Here is a 17,657-nt window from a genome sequence, read left to right on the forward strand (position 1 = left end):
GCTTTATAACATTAATTGTATTAATATGTTTTCAAACAATGAGTTCTCAAAATGTAGAAATACAAGGAAGAGTTAAAAGTAATACTGATATTGAAAATATTCATGTTATTAATAAAACAGCACAAGTTTTTACAATAACTAATAAAGCAGGGCATTTTAGCATTACAGCAAAAGAGCATGATACTTTGGTGTTTTCATCAGTGCAGCATCAATCAAAAGAAATTATAATTACAAAAGATATTATTTTAGATAAAGCCATTTTTGTAACATTAGTAGAGCAGATAAATGAATTAGATGAAGTGCTGGTTGGCAAGGTGTTAACAGGAGATTTAATGTCTGATATTAAAAATACAGAAGGAAATCCACCAATAAACTTTTACGATGTTGGAATACCTGGATATAAAGGAAAACCGGCAACACAAAGTGAAAGGCGACTACATGAAGCGGGAGAATTTAAACCTCAAATGCTTTTAGGACTTCTAGGTGGAGGGTTACCATTAAATCCAATTTTAAATGGTATTTCAGGTAGAACAAAAATGCTAAAAAACAGAGTTGAATTAGAAACAAGGGAGGAGTTAATGCAAAGCATAAAAGCAAGATTGTCAAAAGATTTTTTTGCTTCAAATCCTTTAGATGAGGATTTAAAAACGGACTTTTTTTATTTCTGTGCAGATGATGAAAACTTTATAAAACATTGTAAAAACCAAAACGATTTTAAAATTTTAAATTTCCTAAGAATGAAATATAGACAATATTTAGAAAATACGAACCAAACTAAAAACTAATATAAATTTGGAATGCTTTTTGAATTAACTAAATAGTTATTTTAGCAAACACAAAATAAATTTATGCAACCTTTAAAATATCTGATATTAACTTTTATTATACCACTTTTTGCATTTACTTCTATGCACAAATATTATATTAGTGTTACACAAATAAATCACATAAAAGAAAAGCAATCGGTACAAATAACTTCCAGAATTTTTATTGATGATTTTGAAAATGCATTGAGAAAAAGATATGATGAAAGCATAACTTTAGCTGGAAAAGATGAGCCCAAAATAGTAGACGATTACATTGAAAAATATTTAAAAGAAACCCTTGTAATTAAAATTAACAACCAAAACACAACACCTGTTTTTATTGGAAAAGAATATGAAGGCGATATTGTACGTTGTTATATTGAAATTGAACATGTTGAAAGTATACAAGGTTTAGAAGTTTCAAATAGAATTTTATTCGATGTGTTTGAGGATCAGCAAAATATTGTCAAAACTAAAATCAATTCCAAACAGAAAAGCTTTATTCTTACTTTAGAAAATAGCAAAGGCGTGTTAAATTTTAATTAAAAAAAACACGTAAACCTTAAAAATTTATTAATTTCGAGCGTTTTTGGTTGTAAAAATTAACGTTTTATAGCTAAAACTTTAAATCTTCTAAATAAAAATCAAAAAACGAAAATGAAAAAACTCACGTATTTTATCTTATCAATTGTTTTTGTTTCTACAAGTGTATTTGCTCAAGAACAACAAAACACAAAACCTCAAGGTCATACAGATCAAAATAAATTTAGGCAAATGAAGGATGTTTTGGCTACGCCTAACGAAACCAGAACAGCATCAGGAGCTCCTGGACATGCATATACACAACAAAAAGTTGATTATGTTATGGATATTCGTTTAGACGAAAACAAAAGCCAGCTTTTTGGTGATGAAAAGATAACGTATCATAACAATTCAAAAGATTATTTAGAATATTTATGGGTTCAGTTAGACCAAAATATGAGAGCAAGAGATTCAAAAACACCAGATATTAATTCTGAGAGTTTTAATGCAGCTTTTAATGGTCCGCAATCTTTCACAAGAACAAATTTAAAAAAGCGTTTTGATGGTGGTTTTAATATAGAGTATGTTAAAAATGATGATGGTTCAGATTTACCATTTATGATAAACCAAACCATGATGCGTATAAACTTACCAAAACCATTAGCACCAGGCGAAGTTTTTAAATTTCAAATAAAATGGTGGTATAATATAAATAACCATATAGAAGATGGAGGACGATCTGGTTTCGAAGCCTTTCCTGATGGAAATAATACTTATGTAATTGCACAATTCTACCCAAGACTTTGTGTGTATGATAATGTTGAAGGTTGGCAGAATATGCAATTCTGGGGCAGAAGTGAATTTGCTTTAGAGTTTGGAGATTTTGATGTTAAATTAACCGTTCCTTCAGATCATATATTAGAAGCAACAGGTGTTTTACAAAACCCAAAGGATGTAATGACCAAAGAACAACTTAAGCGTTTTGATGAAGCAAAAAAATCGTTTAAAGACCCTGTGTTTATTGTAACTCAAGAAGAAGCTGAGGCTGCCGAAAAGCTAAGAAGCACAAAAGAGAAAACATGGCATTTTAAAGCCAACAATGTAAGAGATTATGCTTTTGCTACATCAAGAAAATTTATTTGGGATGCTATGGGTGTAGATATTAATGGAAAAACTGTAATGGCTATTTCTTTGTATTCTAAAGAAGGAAATCCGTTGTGGGAAGAGCACTCAACACGAGTTGTAGCTAACACTTTAGAAGAATATTCTAAGCTTACTTTTGATTATCCGTACAATAAAGCGGTATCTGTTCACGCACAAATGGGTATGGAGTATCCTATGATTTGTTTTAATTTTGGACGTCCAAATCCTGATGGAACATATTCAGAAAGACTTAAACGAGGAATGATTGGTGTAATCACGCATGAGGTAGGACATAACTTCTTTCCAATGATTGTAAATAGTGATGAGCGTCAATGGACATGGATGGACGAAGGTTTAAACTCTTTTGTTGAAACATTAGCGGAGTTAGATTACGATCCTAACTTTATTACAGGAAACCTGCCAAAGGATATTGTGCCTTATATGGGAGGCGACCAAAGCAATATTTCGCCTATAATGTCTCAAGGCGATTATGTATATCAATTTGGTCCAAACGCATACACTAAACCTGCTGCTGGTTTATATATGTTAAGACAAACTATTATGGGGCCAGAATTATTTGATTACGCTTTTAGAACCTATTCTCAGCGTTGGATGTTTAAACACCCAACACCTGCAGATTTCTTTAGAACAATGGAAGATGCATCAGCAATGGATTTAGATTGGTTCTGGAGAGGTTGGTTCTATACTACAGATTATACAGATATTGGGGTTAAAGAAGTTAAGCAATACTATTTAACAGATAAGCCAACAGATAAAGCTCTAAAACAAGCAGAGCGTTACAACATGAACCTTGATGAATTTAAAGATAAATTGGTGTATTATGCTGAAGCAGAAGATGGCGTTATACCAGCAAATGCTAAAAAGATTACAGATTTTGAGTTTTTAAATAATCATTTAGAAAGTTTATCTGAAGAAGAAAAATCAAGATTAAATGAAATGCCTAATTATTTTTACGAAGTTACTTTTGAAAAACCAGGTGGATTAGTAATGCCTATAATTTTAGAACTAACTTATGAAGACGGTACTAAAGAAAGAAAAACATATCCAGCGCAAATATGGCGTTATAATGAGCATGAAGTTAAAAAGGTGTTTAGAACAGGAAAAGCTATTACAAATATAGTTGTAGACCCAGATTTAGAAACTGCCGATGTAGATACGTCTAATAACTCATGGCCAAAAGAAGTATCAGAAAATAAATTCGATCAGTTTAAAGAAAAAGTAAAAGGATAATAAAATATTTTCTAATTAAAGAGCCGATTTTTATAATCGGCTTTTTTTATTCTAACAAAACAACTCACTATATTTGCACTATGATTCAGCATACTACATTTTTATTCATTAGTGGTGGCGAAATAGCTTTTATACTATTTATAGCTATTATGGTTTTTGGCGCCGATAAATTACCCGAAATCGCAAGAGGTTTGGGTAAAGGTATGCGTACACTTAAAGATGCTACAAACGATATTAAGCACGAAATAACAAAAACAGCAGAAAAAAATGGTATTGATACCAGCATTACTTCTGATGTAAAAAAAGAACTAGATAAAGTAAAAGACGATATAGAAGATTTTACCGGTTCTGTTAAGCGAAAATTATAGTCTTCGTAATTTTTGGCATAACATTTTGATAATTTCTTATTTTTAAGTTTAAAAAATTGTGATTTATTTAATATATTGACTGGGTATTAACCATCTAAAAATTTATTAAATGAAACACATTCGATTACGATTATTATTAATGGTAGCATTAGTAATAGCATCTTGTTCAAAAGATGAAAGCATTCCAAACATTGATAATCAACAACAAACTGACGAAATTCAACAAAAAGAACCCCTTAACGCATCAGAGATTAACCAAAAAATTAATTCAGTATTAAACGAAAAAAATGACTTTAATTGGTCAGATGTCGATGAGCACACTTTATGGAGTGCTGTTTTAAAAGGTGATAGCATTCTCACCATTGGCTATGGTGAAGAAGGCGAGAGTTTTAGTGAAAACAAATCAGAAAAGCTTATTGCCACAAAAAACAACATCATTAAAATAGTTGAAGAAACCGAAAATTACAAAACAGGAAAAGAAACCCTTGTTGAGCATGAAATTATAAACGTAATTGATGTTAAAGTAGAAAACCTTAATACTATTTTAAAGCTTAAAAAAATTGATGGTGTTCGTTACATGGAACCTAACGGGTATAATCAATATACAGCACCACAAGTAAATTATTTAAAATCTAGCTCAGGTTGTAGTAAGGACGGAGAATCAATCAATTCTGCTCATTACACAACTGTATCACCAAATAATGCGCAAGTATCATGGCATTTTTATGAGCATAATATTCCTCAAGCGTGGAATTACAGTACAGGTTCTGGTGTAACCGTAGGTTTAATAGACACTGGAGTGTCACAATCTCAATCGTTATTAAACCAAAAGGGGTTTAACGATGGTGTTTCTAATGGGAGAACCGTTCAAAAATATGGCACTTTTATAGACTCATCTTGGTGGTGGAGCAGTAACTATGATGGACCACATGATAAATGCGGACATGGAACAGCAATGGCATCAACAATAGCAGCACCAAGAAACGATAATGGTATGCCAGTAGGTGTAGCATATAATTCTAATTTAGTAGCTTACAGAGCTACTGAAGATGTGGTTTTAAACGACTACCACGAACGAAAAGGCGTATCTGATGCATTAACCCAATTAGGAAACAGAAGTGATGTTAAAATTATTTCTATGTCTATTGGTTATATGTGGTCTATTGGTAATATTAAAGATGCAGTAAAATATGCTAATAGTAAAGGGAAATTAATTTTCGCAGCTGGAGGTACTTCAACTAATTTTACTAATTGGTATGGTGTTATTTTTCCGGCTACCATGAGTGAAACTGTTGCAGTTACAGGAATTACAGATGGTGCCTATTACGAAACCTGTGGCACTTGCCATGAGGGAGATAAAATTGATTTTACCATTATTATGGAAGGAGATAATAATACAAGTAAAGCGCCACCGGTTTTAGGATTTTATAATAATGAGAGACGTTACACAGGAGGTTCGTCTGTAGCAACAGCAACAACTGCCGGTATAGCGGCTCTAGTTTGGGCTAAACATCCAAATTGGTCTAAAAGTCAGGTTTTAGATAAACTAAAGCAGTCTTCACATTTATATCCAAACAAACACTCGAGTTTTGGATACGGAATAATAGATGCATTAGCAGCTGTACAATAACAGTTTTTATATAAATTAAAAGCCTCTTTGTTTTTTTTGAAGAGGCTTTTTTATTTGGGCGTTCCCACGTAAAACGTGGTCAGGCTTTCCGCTATATCTTTCTTGTGCTGAACTTGTTTCAGTATCTCATCAAGTGTTTTCTTTATATTTTATAATGAGTTTTAAAACAAACTATCTTCTTGAGCACAAAAAAGGATGCCGCTTCAATCCTTAACGTGAAACGAAATGCTCAACTTAAAATTAAATTAAAGGTAAAATTTTGAAGGTTCGTTTAACTTGTTCGTGTATTACTAGTAGCGAATTTTGGAACGCTAACTTTTTGGTTTGGTAAAGACCTCTGTTTATATGTTTGTTGTTCCTGTTTAGTACTTCAACCACTATTATTTCTTCATAATTTTTTCAAATTATAAATGTACTCTGGTACTCTCCAATCATTATTCTTATTCCCCAATTCAATTGCTTTTTCATAATACTTTTTAGCATCGTTAATTTCTCCTCTTAAAGAATAAAGGTCTCCAAGTGCATTGAGTACTTGTGCATTGTCCGGATATTTACCTATTGCGAATGATAATATTTTTTTTGCTTGTTCTGGATTTTTATGTTTTAGGTAGAATTGAGCATAATCAATTAAATGCGGAGCGAAAGATTTTTCCAGAAAACCATCATTTTCGAATATTGTAAATAATGAATCAAACCATTTATATTCATTTTCAGAAATAGCAACAAATGTTATGTTTCTTCTGGTAGCATGTTTAGATTCATCATCATTTGTTAAACTTAGTTGAGTCTGTCTTTTCTCATAAAACTTTTCGATATAATTAAGAGCTCCGAGTCTTTCAAATTCTGCTTTACTGTTAAAAGTTAAGTAATGAAAATACCTATAGTATTCCTTTAGTCCATCTTGAAGGGTTCGGTAAGCACACATTTCATGAGTTGATTCATTTATAACTTTATGATGCCAGTTTAGGCCTTTGGGGGCTTCATCATTTAAGAGTCTTTTTAAAGTTTTGGTGCCATAAAAAACGGGATAGTCTACTTCCCCTTCTCCTATAAACAAAAAAGTATTTAGTTCCACATTATTTTTCAAAAACGTTTTTAATGATAAATACTCATTCTCAAGATTTTTAAAATAGTCACCATAGAGCGGAGCAGGACTTGCAGCTATATAGGCAGAAAATAATTTAGGATTTTGAGACAAGGTCTGAATGACAAATCCTCCAGTAGTTTCCCAGCCAAATAGAATCCGCTCATCAGAAGTTCTATAATTATCATCGATAAATTTAATTATGTTAAACTCAATGGTCTTAAGGAATAATGACGCATTTTCTCTTCCCCAATCCCATCTGTTATCATTACTCGTGGTAATTCCAACTACAATGAACTCTGGAGTGTGCATAGGACCATTACGTTGTGTGAAATCAGCCCGAATACTCAAAGCATGAGGAAAAAACCATTGTCCATCAAGGATGTAAAGAACGGGATATAAATCCTCAGTATTGTTATAATTTTCAGGCGTGGAAACTTGTATATTTAAACTCGTGTTTTCTAAATAATCTGATTGTATTTCATAAGCTTTACCCATTATTATATCAGTGGGCACAGTTTGAGCAAATAATTTACTAATGCTTATTAATAAAATTAAGAGGTAATATTTGATATTAATCTTCATTTTTTCTAATTGTGGCTAACGGTTTTATGTATGATTAGTGGCGTATTCAAGAACCTAATTTAGCAAATAAAAACCGAATAGAAAATCCGTGAGGATTTTCGTAAGCATGCGAGAACTAGCCATTAATTATAGACGTTGTTGCCAGTAGTTTTTATTTTCCAAGCACTATCAATTAGTGAAACTTCAAATTTGTCGCCAACATTGACTTCATTCATAAAAATTTCAGTTTTAGGATGGTTTTTAGTCAGAATTTTTACTTTAAAATATGCGCCAAGAGAGTCCTTTTCGTAAAATTTATCGGTAATTACTCCGTCAATTGATAAATCAAAGGACTTTCGGAATTCCCAATCTAAATTAGGACATCCATAATAGACAACACTATTATTTTTACTAACAGGCATTTTCACATTAATAGTGTCATTAACCTCAAACTTGTTGTATTTTTCTAAACCAATGATTTTTTGCTCTTTTACACATTCTACATAAGGTTTTTCACTTATTATTATTTCATTGACTTTGTCTTGTATGTCAATATTTTCATTATTAAGATGTTGATGATAAGAATATAATATTAATCCAGACATATAATCATAGTGAGTTATTCCTAATGAATTGAAATAAGCTACAATAGTATCCGATTTTGAGTGATGTCGTAATAAATTATTTCTCAAGTGTAATCCGATTCCAAAATGTAAATTATTCGGTGTTGTATCGTTTTTCTTTATGTTTTTAAAAACTTCGATATCTTCAGGACTCCAAACTTCATTTAGATACTCAAAAGAATATTCCAGTTCTTTGGGAATTTCCTCTTTTCTATTACAAGATAGAAGTGAAAATATGGTAAGAATTAGGATTAGTTTTCTCAATATGTTCAAATTACTGGCAACAACTCGATATGAAATCGTTTTAATGTTTTATATCTAATGTTAAATGAAGTTCAACTATTTTTTTGAGAAAGTCAATTACTGCTTTCGTTGATTAAATAACCATTCCATCATCATAGTATCGCTATAAGCAGCAATCCATGAAAAGTGGCCAACTTCTGGATATTGTGTATAACCTGGATAAGATCCAGCTTTAGTTAATGCATTCAACATATTTTGTGACAAAACAGCGTTTACTGCATCATCTTTTGCACCATGAAAAATCCACATAGGTATATGTGCTATTGATTCCGCTTTTGTAACATCACCACCACCACAAACCGGAACAGCTGCCGCAAATAAATCGGGATATCTAGAAACAGCATCAAAAGTTCCAAATCCACCCATAGAAAGTCCTGTAATGTAAATTCTGTTAGTGTCTACTGGTAAATTTTCAATTGCTTTATGAATTAATTCAATCAATAGTGTCATAGTTTTTGTTGGCTCAGGTTGTAGCGACATATTTTCATATGAATAATTTCCCCAGCTTGTGTTTTTTGGACACTGAGGCGCTATAACTATTGTAGGATGTAGCTTCATGTTTTCACTAGTCGCAAAGTTTTTAACACCCCATTTTAATTGTGCTTTATTATCATCACCTCTTTCACCAGAACCATGTAAAAAAATAACTAAAGGGTATTTGGTGTCTTTGGCATAATCTGAAACCAATTGCCTGTATTTTAAAGTATCTCCTTTTGTATTTACGTATTGTTCATAGCTAAAAAGCGATGATTGTGCATGTAAGTTAGTAATACAGCAAAGTGTAACCAAAACAACAATTAAATTAAACTTTATTGATTTCATATGTATTATGATTTAAGTTAGGTGTTCTTTTTTCTACTTATGGTCAATCCATCACGAATTGGTAATAAAACAGTTTCAACTCGTTTATCTTCTTTTAATAGTTTGTTGTATGTAATCAAAGCAGGAGTAGAGGTATCGTCTTTTTTAAATGTAGTATTTAAAACTTTTCCGCTCCAAAGTACATTATCAGATAAAATAATACCACCTGGGTTTAATTTATCTATGATTATGTTGAAGTAATTTAGGTAATTGTCTTTATCAGCATCAATAAAAACCAAGTCGAAAGTTTTTTCTAACTTAGGAATAATTTCTAAAGCATTACCTAAATGCTGAAAGATTTGGTGGCCAAATCCTGATTTATCAAAATACTTCCGTTGAAAATCAACCAATTCTTCATTAATGTCAATAGTATGTAACTCACCCGAAGGTTGCATGCCTTCTGCTAAACAAAGTGCAGAATATCCCGTATAAGTACCAATTTCTAAGATGTTCTTGGGGTTAATCAATTTAGAAATCATGCTTAAAATTCTACCTTGATAGTGGCCACTAAGCATACGTGGTTGCAATATTTTTTGATAGGTTTCGCGTGTTAGTTGCTGCAGTAATTCTGGTTCATCATCAGAATGTTTTACAACATAATTATCAAGCTCTTCTGATATAAAATGCATTAATTTAAAATCTTATTAATCAATGTTTGTTTAGCTTTTTCATCATCTCCAAATAACCACTGCAGTACATTATCTTCCCAAATGGCGTCACGTTCTTCTTCGGTAATTATTTTACGTTCCATTGCTAAATCTAATATTTTACCTGGGTAAGACGATTGCTTTGCACTTTCCATCTCGCCTAATGGATAAGGGTCATCTAACCCCATTAACACTTGCTTTGATGTTTGGTTTTTTATTAAAAGTTCTAATGAACCTGTGTCATGAACCAAAGTGTCAAAGAAAATATTTTTATGTCCAACTGCTTTTCTAGGGTGGTGTTTACCTTCAAATAAATCTGGTCTACCATCAAAACCTTGAATGCGTCTTCCTAAATTAATTTGAGCAAGCTGTCCACCATGAGCAAAACAAGTGCGCATATTGGGGTATTTGTCTTGTAAACCATTTAAAGTAAAAAAGTGGTATGCATCAGCGCATTGAGCCAGCATCCAAATTAAATGAAATCGCCACGAGGTATTTTGCAGTTTTATAAACTTCTCACCATCATAAGGATGAATTTCAAGAGCTAAATTGTATTTATTTGCCAATTCAAAAATAGGCTCATTCTCTTCGTCAAAAATACTTCGCCATGTACCAATGGTGTCCATGTAATGCGTTGGTAGGCAAAGTAACCGCATTTCTAACTGCTCAACACAACGCTCAATTTCCCAACATGCACCACGAACAAACCCTGGATGAACCACAAAGCCACAGGTGAATTTACTAGGATTATCTTGTTGTATTTGAGCATTAAAATCGTTTTGAAAACGAAGTGCTTGCTTCATTTCCTCTAAGCGTAGTCCATTACCATAAAGTTGAGAAAGGTTTAAAACAACAGCATGATCAATTTTAAAACGCTCCATCCATTCTAATTTTTCATGTAGAAAGAAACTAGAGTCTGTCACTGGGCGACTCCAATCTTTTTGAAGCATAAATTTTCGGTCTTTATCTACCCAGAAAATACCTTTGTCTTTCATGAATTGAGGTATTTGTTCAGGATATGGTAATAAATGCGAATGACCGTTAATACGAAGTTTTCTTTTCATAAAAGTTAATCTTCTAATTTAACCTTCTTTGGTGGATGCATAATTTCACCGCAATTTGGGCATTTACGTTTGCTCTTATCGTTGTAATAGTTGTCGAAAATTTTAGGCATATCGGTTTCAATATTTTCTAAAGTAAAATCTTCTTCATACAATTTTGTTGAGCAGTTTTCGCAAAACCATAATAGAGCATCTTTAATACCTTTTTCTCTTGGGTATTCAATAACCAAACCAACGGTATTTGCACCACGTTGTGGTGAATGCGGTACTTTTGGTGGCAATAAAAAGATCTCACCTTCTTTAATAGGAATGTCTTTTGGAACTCCATCATCGATTACTTTTAACACAATATCACCTTCAATTTGATAGAAAAACTCTGGTGTTTCGTTGTAATGATAATCCTTTCTACTATTTGGTCCACCAACAACCATAACAATAAAATCACCATCTTTCCAAACCACTTTATTACCAACAGGTGGTTTTAATAAATGTCTGTTTTCTTCAATCCATTCTTTAAAATTAATCGGTGGATATAATTTACTCATTGTGTTATTTTATTTTGGGCGTTACCTTTCGGGTCAGGCTTTCACAACTCGCTTTTCTTTTGCTGAATTTATTTCAGTATCACAAAAAGAGCTCAAACAAATTGCTCAATCCTTAACGCAATGTTTCTCGTATAAAGTTAATGATTACTTTTCAATTAATAAGATGTCAAATCAAGTTTGACATTAAAGACTTTTTGTTCTTCCACCATCAACAGGAACATTAATTCCGTTAACATAACTAGCAGCTTCGCTTGCTAAAAAAGTGATAACATTTGCTGTTTCTTCTGGTTTAGCAAAACGTTTTGCTGGCGCATAGTTTTTCATTATTTCAGCCATTTGCTCTAACGAACTACCAGCGGCATTCGCTTTAATTTTAATAATTTCAGTTAAACGCTCAGTTTCAGTAAAACCGGGTAAAACATTATTTACAGTAATACCAAAAGCGCCAACTTCTGTTGCCAATGTTTTACTCCAATTACCAACGGCACCTCTAATGGTGTTACTCACACCTAAACCAGCAATTGGCTCTTTAACCGATGTAGAAATTATATTTACAATCCTACCAAAACCTTCTTCTTTCATAAACGGAATAGTAGCTTGTGCTAAAACATGATTACATTTTAAATGTTGTGTAAAAGCGTTATCAAATTCATCTAAACTTGCGGTTAAAATATCACCACTTCTTGGGCCTCCAGTGTTGTTAATTACTATATGAAAACCATGATTTTTTTCAATAAATTTAATAACCTGTTCTTGCAAATCTCTAGGGTTTGAAAAATCGGCAACTATGTAGCTGTGGTTTCCATCTTTGGGTAATTCTTCTAAAACGGCTTTTAGTTTTTCTCTATTTCTGGCTGCTAAAGTTACGTTTACGCCTTCTTGTGCTAATCCTAAAGCTGTTGCTTTTCCTATACCTTGTGTGCTTCCGCAAACTAAAGCGTTTTTGTTTTTTATGTTTAAGTCCATATTTTTATTATTCCTGCGAAGGCAAGGAATCTTTTTAATGTTTGTTCAATTTATTATGAGATGCTGAAACAAGTTCAGCATGACAACAAGTTGTCAATACTTTATACATACATTTTTAGCTTCTGTAAAAAAGCGTAAAGCTTCAAAACCACCTTCACGACCAACGCCAGAGGCTTTTATACCACCAAAAGGCGTACGTAAATCACGTAACATCCATGTATTTACCCAAACAATTCCTGCTTGTAATTGGTTACTCATTCGCATAGTACGTTTTAAATTATTGGTCCACAGTGTTGCTGATAAACCATATTTTACTTTGTTTGCCATTTCTAATACGTCATCTTCTGTATTAAAAGGCATAATGGTCACCACAGGACCAAAAATTTCTTCTTGGTTTATTCTGCATTCATCAGTTTTAACTTCTATAACTGTTGGTTCTAAATAGTATCCATTTTCATAATTTTTAACAGTTACTTTATTACCACCACACAGAATGGTTCCATCTTCTTTTTTTGCAACGTTTATATAACTCATTACTTTTTCAAGATGAGGTTTTGAGACTAAGGCTCCAATATTTGTGTCTTCTTTTGAAGGATGCCCAACTTTAAGTTGTTTAACTTTTTCAACAAAATCGGATTTAAATTTTTTATAGATGTTTTTTTCTACAAAAATGCGACTTCCGCATAAACAAATTTGACCCTGATTTGCAAAAGACGAACGCACTGTGGTTTCTAACATATTATCATAATCGCAATCTGCAAAAATGATGTTTGGGTTTTTTCCACCAAGTTCTAAAGATAGTTTTTTAAACATTGGTGCAGCAACTTTTGCGATATGTGCACCTGTTTCAGTTCCACCAGTAAACGAAATAGCTTTAATATTTGGGTGCTCAATAATGGCTTGTCCTGTTGTGTTTCCTAAGCCATGAACAATATTTAAAACGCCTTTTGGTAAGCCAGCTTCGTTACAGATTTCTCCTAAAAGGAAGGCTGTCATAGGTGTGATTTCACTGGGTTTAGCTACTATACAATTTCCTGCAGCAATAGCTGGTGCGATTTTCCATGTAAATAGATAGAGTGGAAGGTTCCAAGGTGAAATACAGCCCACTACACCAATAGGCTGACGCAACGTGTAATTTATAGCTTGTTGACCAACACTTTCATGACTTTCACTAGCAAATTGCGTTATGGCATTTCCAAAAAAACGGAAGTTACTTGCTGCTCTTGGAATATCTACAGATTTTGCTAATGAGATTGGTTTACCATTGTCTTTACTTTCTGCTTCAGCAAAGCGTTGTAAATTAGCTTCTAATAATTCTGAAATTTTAATTAGGATTCTACTGCGATCTTCTAAAGTGGTTTGAGACCATTGTTTAAAGGCAGAATTGGCAGATATATATGCATTTTCTAAATCTTCTTTAGAAGAGTTAGGTGTTTGTCCATAAATTTCTCCATTAGATGGATTGTAATTATTAATCCAATTATCATTAATAGGATTTATATATTTACCGTTTATGAAGTTTTGGATATTCATTGTTTTTTATAAGCCATAACTTTAATCTCTACCACCAAATCTGGATGTGGTAATTGATGCACAGCAACGGTAGTTCTTGCAGGTCCTGTTTCTTTATCAAAGAATTCTGCATAAGCTTTGTTATAACCTGCAAAATCATTCATATTAACTAAAAAGGTTGTCACATCTACCACGTCTTTTAATGATGCACCAATTTTTCTTAAATTGTCATTGATATTTTTTAAAACTTCACGGGTTTGAACTTCTATGTTTAAACGTTTTGTACCCATCTCGTCAATAATATCTACACCTGCAATTGTGTTGTCTGGTCGTCTGGAACTGGTTCCTGAAACGAAAATAAAATCACCAACTCTTTTGATGTGTGGGTATGCGCCTCGCGGTGTTACATTGTCTTTACTCATTAGTTTTTATTTTTAGTCCAGCAATTTTATCGTCTTCTAGAATAGATTCTGTTTCTTGTTTTACTTTTTTTAAAATTTCTTTTAAATCTCCGTTTACATCAATTTTTTTATCTGTAAGCAAGGTTAAAATTGCTTTGTCCTGCGCTCTTCCTTTTAACATAGCTTCTCTATAACCAATATTTTCATTAAAAGTTACTAGTGAATATTTTGATGAATATTCGTTTGGAAATTCTTTTTCCAAAGCCATCTCTAATTTACGCTTTTCTTGAAAAATGGGGTTAGCGACGTGGTCTTTCATTTCATAAAAATTATCTATCGCCAAATCTGCAATTGCATCGGTATCCTTTTTTCGAGATTTTTCGTAGGCTTTAAAAACGGTTTCCCAATTGCCTTGATGTGTTTCTAAAAATTTATCAAACTCAACAACATCTTCAAAAGAAGCATTCATGCCTTGTCCGTAAAACGGAACAATAGCATGAGCAGCATCGCCCATTAAAAGCGTGTTGCCTTTGTAATGCCAAGGTGAACATTTTATAGTGCCTAAAGGTGATGTTGGGTTTTCAAAGAAATCATCTAACAGGTTTGGCATTATAGCTAATGCATCTGGAAATTCTTTTTGAAAAAATTCTAAAACTTTTTCTTCGGTAGTTAAGTTATTAAAATTGTATTCGCCTTTATCATAACTTAAAAATAAAGTTACTGTAAAACTACCATCTAAATTTGGTAATGCAATCAGCATAAAACTACCACGAGGCCAGATGTGAAGTGCGTTTTTGTACGTTTTATAATCGCCAGTTTCAGTTGGAAGAATACTTAATTCTTTATAACCATGAGTTAAATACTCCTGTGAAAAACTAAAGAGGAATTTTTTACCCAAATAATAGCTTTTTCGCATTGCAGAACCTGCGCCGTCTGTTGCGATAATAATATCTGCATCTTCTACAAATTGATTTTTTGTAGTATAGTCTTCAAATAAAGCAGTAGTTTTTTCAAAATCTACCGATTTACATTTTTTATTAAAAAAGAGATTAACGTTTTTGTGTTTTTCGGCTTCATTTAAAAGTAAGGCATTCAAATCTCCACGAGATACAGAATTAATGTATTCATGTTCTCTACCACTATAATTTGATTGAAAGGTATTGCCATGTATATCATGAATCATTCGTCCATTCATAGGAATGCAAAGTGCTTTTACTTTATCTTCTAAACCGACTAATTTCATGGCTTTATTACCTCGATCTGAAAAAGCAAGGTTTATAGATCTCCCAGCTGAAATATCTACTTTACGTAAATCTGGACGCATTTCGTAAACTGAAACGTTATAACCACGTTGCCCTAAACGTAAAGCCAATAGTGAACCACATAATCCAGCGCCTATTATTAATATGTTTTGTTGTTTCTTCATTTTTATTGTCTGGTCGAGCGCAGTCGAGACCTAAATAAGACCTCTCGACTGCGCTCGAGGTGACATTCGTTTTATTTTAATATTGCTTTTAATTTTTCAACCAATTTGTAAACATCTTCAAAACTATTATAAAATGGTGTTGGAGCACAACGAATTACATCGGGTTCTCTCCAGTCGCTAATTACACCAGCTTCTGTTAATTTGTTATGTAATGATTTATCAGCATTTTTTACCTGAATAGATAATTGGCAACCACGTTCATTAGGATTTGAAGGTGTTATTATTCTTATTATATCTTCACCTAATTGCTTTAATAGAAACTCAAAATAACCTGTTAGTTTTTTAGATTTTTCTGTTAGCTTTTCAATGCCAACTTCATGAAATAAATCAAGTGACGCTTTTATGGCCGCCATTGATAATATTGGCGGATTACTTAATTGCCAACCTTCTGCTCCGGGAAGTTGGTCAAATTCACCACGCATGTTAAAACGTGTTTCTTTATTATGGCTCCACCAACCTGTAAAACGATTAAGGTTTTTGTTATAAGCATGACGCTCATGTATAAAACATCCTGCTAGACTTCCTGGTCCAGAATTTAAATATTTGTAAGTACACCAAACGGCAAAATCTGCTCCAGAATCATGTAAATTCAATGCTACATTTCCTGCGCCATGTGCACAATCAAAACCTACTTTGCAACCGTGTTTATGTCCTAATTCTGTGATGCGCTTGAGGTCAAAATATTGCCCGGTGTAATAGTTAACACCTCCAATCATGATTAGAGCAATTTCATCGCCATGTTCCTTAAGGATGAGTTCTAAATCTTCATAGTTTAATAGTTCTTCATCATTATGTGGTTTCCAAAGAATTAAACCTTCTTTATCATCAAATCCGTGATGACGTAATTGAGATTCTACTGCATATTTGTCTGATGGAAAAGCATCGCTTTCAATAAGTATTTTGTAGCGTGTTTTAGTAGGTTGATAAAATGAAACCATCATAAAATGAAGATTAGCAGTAAGCGTATTCATTACTACTACTTCTATAGGTTTTGCACCAACTATCTTTGCCATACTTTCGGTTAAAAATTCATGATATGGCAACCATGGATTTTTTGCTTCAAAATGACCTTCTACACCTAAAGTTGCCCAATCTTCAAGTTCTTGATTTACATAAGTCTTAGTAGTTTTTGGTTGTAAACCCAAGGAATTACCAGTCATGTAAATTAAATCATCTCCATGAGCATCTTTAGGAATGTGAAACTGATTTCTGTATAATTTTAATTCATCATTTCGGTCTTGTTCTAAAGCATATTCAAGACCTGATTTATAGTCAGACAAAGTGTGTTAATTTTCGGTTTCTAACAAAAATAAGAATTATAAAGTTAGAAACGAATACTTAAAATAGAAGTTTAAAAAGCTTTAAATTTTACTTGCTTCTAGAATTGAAAAGCGCTTCAATCATTGATTGAAGCGCTTTAGAAAATATATAGACGCATAATGCGGAAAATTTGCTTTATATTTTATATACGACCTTAGTTAGGTTCTAGATTATATGTAATGTTTTTTAGTTTAATATACATCAGCTTTAATAAATATGTCTTGTAATTCTTGTTCTATTGGAAATGGTTTTAAAGGAGGCACATTTGAACCTCCTGGGTTTCCAACGGGAATTCTTCCAACAAATGATTTCACGCCACCAAAAATGAGACGTGGAATTTGTCCTAATATTTCTTTTCTATTTTTAATTTTAAACCCAAATTGAAGCATTTTCCAATGCACAAAACTATGGGCGTAAGGGTATTTTTGACCAATAATATGAGCTCTTTCTAGATAATTCCAAGCATTTTTTAAATTTCCGTTTGAGTATTCAATACTATATTTTTCTAATTCGGCATTGAAATAAGGTTTAAGTTTTTTAGGAATTGAAGTGTAAAATTTCATA

Annotated in this window: 17 protein-coding genes; 5 read left to right on the forward strand and 12 right to left on the reverse strand. The window is 32.5% G+C overall.

The features are described from left to right. Nucleotides 1–38: 38 nt before the first annotated feature. From MBM09_RS05670 to MBM09_RS05690, 5 genes are all read left to right on the forward strand, one after another. Nucleotides 39–785 carry a carboxypeptidase-like regulatory domain-containing protein gene (locus MBM09_RS05670; protein WP_238675875.1) on the forward strand — a complete coding sequence of 249 codons (747 nt, stop codon included), beginning with the start codon at nt 39–41 and terminating at the stop codon, nt 783–785. Nucleotides 786–848: 63 nt separating this feature from the next. Then, nucleotides 849–1,352, forward strand: a complete 504-nt coding sequence (locus tag MBM09_RS05675; RefSeq protein ID WP_238675876.1) for a DUF6702 family protein — start codon at nt 849–851, stop codon at nt 1,350–1,352. Nucleotides 1,353–1,463: 111 nt separating this feature from the next. Beyond that, nucleotides 1,464–3,722: a M1 family metallopeptidase gene (locus MBM09_RS05680; RefSeq protein WP_238675877.1), complete on the forward strand. Its 2,259-nt coding sequence runs from the start codon at nt 1,464–1,466 to the stop codon at nt 3,720–3,722. 80 nt (nt 3,723–3,802) lie between these two features. Next, entirely contained in the window at nt 3,803–4,090 is a 288-nt protein-coding gene (locus MBM09_RS05685) for a twin-arginine translocase TatA/TatE family subunit (protein WP_238675878.1), read from the forward strand. A gap of 109 nt (nt 4,091–4,199) precedes the next feature. Next, complete coding sequence (locus MBM09_RS05690; protein WP_238675879.1) at nt 4,200–5,720, forward strand: S8 family serine peptidase; 1,521 nt, start codon at nt 4,200–4,202, stop codon at nt 5,718–5,720. A 388-nt stretch (nt 5,721–6,108) separates the two neighbouring features. Here the strand turns inward: MBM09_RS05690 and MBM09_RS05695 are convergent, their stop codons facing one another. The 12 genes from MBM09_RS05695 to MBM09_RS05750 all read right to left on the reverse strand — a co-directional run bounded on the left by MBM09_RS05695 (nt 6,109) and on the right by MBM09_RS05750 (nt 17,656). Next, a complete protein-coding gene (locus MBM09_RS05695) occupies nt 6,109–7,389 on the reverse strand; it encodes an alpha/beta hydrolase-fold protein (RefSeq protein ID WP_238675880.1) in 1,281 nt (426 codons plus the stop codon). 122 nt (nt 7,390–7,511) lie between these two features. Further along, a complete protein-coding gene (locus MBM09_RS05700; protein ID WP_238675881.1) occupies nt 7,512–8,255 on the reverse strand; it encodes a DUF6794 domain-containing protein in 744 nt (247 codons plus the stop codon). 96 nt (nt 8,256–8,351) lie between these two features. After that, complete coding sequence (locus tag MBM09_RS05705; RefSeq protein WP_238675882.1) at nt 8,352–9,116, reverse strand: prolyl oligopeptidase family serine peptidase; 765 nt, start codon at nt 9,114–9,116, stop codon at nt 8,352–8,354. A 17-nt stretch (nt 9,117–9,133) separates the two neighbouring features. Then, nucleotides 9,134–9,784 carry an O-methyltransferase gene (locus MBM09_RS05710; protein WP_238675883.1) on the reverse strand — a complete coding sequence of 217 codons (651 nt, stop codon included), beginning with the start codon at nt 9,782–9,784 and terminating at the stop codon, nt 9,134–9,136. Then, entirely contained in the window at nt 9,784–10,866 is a 1,083-nt protein-coding gene (locus MBM09_RS05715) for an amidohydrolase family protein (RefSeq protein ID WP_238675884.1), read from the reverse strand. The genes MBM09_RS05710 and MBM09_RS05715 overlap by 1 nt, the downstream gene beginning before the upstream one ends. Before the next feature lie 5 nt (nt 10,867–10,871). Beyond that, entirely contained in the window at nt 10,872–11,408 is a 537-nt protein-coding gene (locus MBM09_RS05720; RefSeq protein ID WP_238675885.1) for a 3-hydroxyanthranilate 3,4-dioxygenase, read from the reverse strand. Between the two features lie 183 nt (nt 11,409–11,591). Beyond that, nucleotides 11,592–12,374: an SDR family oxidoreductase gene (locus tag MBM09_RS05725; protein ID WP_238675886.1), complete on the reverse strand. Its 783-nt coding sequence runs from the start codon at nt 12,372–12,374 to the stop codon at nt 11,592–11,594. A 93-nt stretch (nt 12,375–12,467) separates the two neighbouring features. Continuing rightward, entirely contained in the window at nt 12,468–13,907 is a 1,440-nt protein-coding gene (locus tag MBM09_RS05730) for an aldehyde dehydrogenase (RefSeq protein ID WP_238675887.1), read from the reverse strand. Beyond that, a complete protein-coding gene (locus tag MBM09_RS05735; RefSeq protein WP_238675888.1) occupies nt 13,904–14,308 on the reverse strand; it encodes a RidA family protein in 405 nt (134 codons plus the stop codon). The genes MBM09_RS05730 and MBM09_RS05735 overlap by 4 nt, the downstream gene beginning before the upstream one ends. Then, nucleotides 14,301–15,713 carry an NAD(P)/FAD-dependent oxidoreductase gene (locus MBM09_RS05740; protein WP_238675889.1) on the reverse strand — a complete coding sequence of 471 codons (1,413 nt, stop codon included), beginning with the start codon at nt 15,711–15,713 and terminating at the stop codon, nt 14,301–14,303. Before MBM09_RS05740 ends, MBM09_RS05735 begins: the two co-directional genes overlap by 8 nt. Nucleotides 15,714–15,784: 71 nt before the next feature. Beyond that, nucleotides 15,785–17,053 (reverse strand): kynureninase, encoded by a 1,269-nt coding sequence (gene kynU, locus MBM09_RS05745; RefSeq protein WP_238675890.1) that lies wholly within the window; start codon nt 17,051–17,053, stop codon nt 15,785–15,787. A gap of 231 nt (nt 17,054–17,284) precedes the next feature. Next, on the reverse strand, nt 17,285–17,656 hold the full coding sequence (locus MBM09_RS05750) for a DUF3703 domain-containing protein (RefSeq protein ID WP_238675891.1): 372 nt from the start codon (nt 17,654–17,656) through the stop codon (nt 17,285–17,287). Nucleotide 17,657: the final 1 nt, after the last annotated feature.

The organism is Flaviramulus sp. BrNp1-15 (assembly GCF_022259695.1).
Classification (GTDB): domain Bacteria; phylum Bacteroidota; class Bacteroidia; order Flavobacteriales; family Flavobacteriaceae; genus BrNp1-15.